Genomic DNA, 2526 nt, shown 5'->3' on the forward strand with positions numbered 1-2526 from the left:
ATCCGCGCTGTCGGCGGGGTTCTCGAAGAAGCCCACGGCGGTCCAGTCGACCGTCAGTTCGCCGGTGACGTCGCCGTCGCGCTGCACCAGGAATTCCATCGGCGTGGTGCCGGTATCGCCCTCGACGACGGCGCCGGCGGAGGCGATCGAGATGGTCTGCGGGACGTCACCGTTGCGCACCTGGAACCGCCAGATGCCATCCTGCCCGGTGTTGCCGGGCGTGGTTTCGAGGGCGCGCATCGCGTCCTCGATCCCCGACTGGGGCAGTTCGAAGAAGGTGCCCTCGTCGTTGCCGGCGGAATACCCCGCCCGTGCGGTCACGCCGCCGAGCCCGCCGCTTCCCGTAATATTGCCGGCCGTCCAGTCGATTTCCTCGTAGCGGAACTCGATGTCGAAATCGCCGGTCGCCCGGCCGGGATCGTCGGAGGTGTCGGTCAGGACCAGCTGGAAGGCGTTCACGAGCGAATTGTCGCGCGAGAAGAAGCCCACGTCGTCCCAGGTGACGGTGAACCGCCCGTTGTCCGCGTCGAGATCGTAGTGGACGAGGTTGGTCCCCTGCGAGTTGCCCCCGGGAGACACGTTCAGGTCATCGCCGTTGCGCGTGTCGACGTCGCCCCAGTAGGGAAAGATGCCCGGCGTGGTGCCGTCGGTGATGGTCTGCGGGGTGAAAGTGGCCAGACTACCGTCGAAGGTCACCGAGCCGTTGTTGTTGACCCACAGCGAGTTGTAGACCTCCCCGAAGAAGTTCAGGCCGTTCGGGAACACGTCGGCAAGGGCGATCTCCTGCGTCGAGCCGTCGTCGTTGCGCGCCAGGATTTCTTCGCCGAACCCGGCGTCGCCGCCGAGGGTGCGGATGAGGGACGGTGCAGCCATCTGGTAACTCCTTCAAAATTCGTCCGGACGTGAAATTGCGCCCGGACCGTCGCCGGGCGCGCTGCCGCCCGGCCAACCCGACAATCCCGGTCCTTCGGCAACAACAAGCCTCGGTGCCCGCACGCATGATCGCGCGGAGTGCAAAACATGTTGTTTTTATGCGCCTTTTCCTGACCAGTAAAACATATTCAATATGCCGTGAGTCTTCTTGATGCGCAATCCTTTTGTGCAGTGCAGGTCTGTTTCCCGGTCAGAACCACTGCCCCGGCTCCATCAGGCCAAGGTCGAGCAATTGCCGCGAGTGCCATTCGAAGGGCACGGAATTGTGCCAGGTGAAGGTGGGGATGTCGAAGGTCGAGCCGGGGTTGCGCTTGAGCGCCTTGGCGGTGCGGAACGACGCGATGGCGGCGGTCAGGTTGTTGTGCCAGGGGCAGGCATAGGTGTTGTACTCCTCGTCCGAAAAGGTGTGATCGGCGCGCAGCGTGATGCCCGGCCGCGCGCGAAAGAGCGCGACGCGGTCGATCTTGCGGCGGGCGGCGGGCACGTGTTCCTCGAAACGCCAGCGCAGCCCGCCGAAGAAATCGAGCTGGCGCTCTCTGGGGTGGCCGGCATTGTCGGGGTCGGGGCGACCGAGCGCGTAATAGCCCGAGCGGTCGAGCTGCGCGTCCTCGAGCGAGACGGCATCGGGGTGGCGGCCGAGATCGGGGGCGTAGAGGTCGATCACGTAGGCCAGCATCGCGTCGCGGCGTTCCTCGGTGTGGAAGGCGAGCAGTTCGCCGATGCTGCGGGTCTCGCAGAACGGGTAGAACAGGTATTCGGCGTTGTAGCAGTAATACATCCACAGCCCCGGTGCTGCGGCGGCCACGGCATTGACGGCGGCGACCGGATCGTCGCCGGTGGGCGCGTCGAAGCGGATGCGGTGGACGGTCGGCTCGCCCATCACATCCGGCGCGGCGGCGAAGCTGTCGGGGGCGAAGAACAGCACCGAGCGGAACCCGAGGTCGAGATGGTGGCGCAGGGTCGAGTCGATCTCGGTCTCGTCCTCGGCGAAGACCATCGCGAGCGGCCCTTTCGAGAGCGCCGTGCCCGGCGCGGCCAGGAAATCCTTGAGCGTGGGAGCCATGATGTTTCTTTCCTGCCCGTTTGACGGCAGAATCGGCAAAACCGGCGGGCATTGCAAGAGGGGCCTGCCCTGATGTAGGAGCCGGACGTGAATTCTCAGGCAGGAGCCGGGCGCATGGCCGATCCCAGAAAGCTCTATATCCGCACCTATGGCTGTCAGATGAACGTCTATGACAGCGAACGCATGGCCGAGGCCATGGGGGGAGCGGGCTATGTCGAGACCGAGGATGCGGCCGAGGCCGACATGATCCTGCTCAACACCTGCCACATCCGCGAGAAGGCCGCCGAGAAGGTCTATTCCGAATTGGGGCGGTTGCGGTCGCTCAAGGCCGACAAGCCCGATCTCAAGATCGGCGTGGCGGGCTGCGTGGCGCAGGCCGAGGGCGAGGAGATCATGCGCCGCCAGCCGCTGGTCGATCTGGTGGTGGGGCCGCAGAGCTATCACCGCCTGCCCGAAATGGAGGCGCGGGTGCGCGACGGGAAAAAGGCGCTCGACACCGATTTTCCGGTCGATGACAAATTCGACACGCT

At 65.2% G+C, this 2526-nt stretch carries 2 protein-coding genes and 1 pseudogene; 1 reads left to right on the plus strand and 2 read right to left on the minus strand.

The genetic code is table 11. The features are described from left to right. Positions 1–873: nidogen-like domain-containing protein (locus tag LCF60_RS24500; RefSeq protein WP_292295130.1), on the minus strand; the 873-nt coding region annotated here is incomplete at its 3' end. 250 nt (positions 874–1123) lie between these two features. Continuing rightward, positions 1124–1996, minus strand: coding sequence for a glycosyltransferase family 2 protein (locus LCF60_RS24505; RefSeq protein WP_292295131.1), 873 nt, complete (start codon positions 1994–1996; stop codon positions 1124–1126). Between the two features lie 114 nt (positions 1997–2110). Here LCF60_RS24505 and LCF60_RS24510 point away from each other — a divergent pair. Beyond that, positions 2111–2526, plus strand: a pseudogene (locus LCF60_RS24510) (tRNA (N6-isopentenyl adenosine(37)-C2)-methylthiotransferase MiaB); the annotation flags it as partial.

The sequence above is a fragment of the Marivita sp. genome, assembly GCF_020055635.1.
Taxonomy (GTDB): domain Bacteria; phylum Pseudomonadota; class Alphaproteobacteria; order Rhodobacterales; family Rhodobacteraceae; genus Marivita.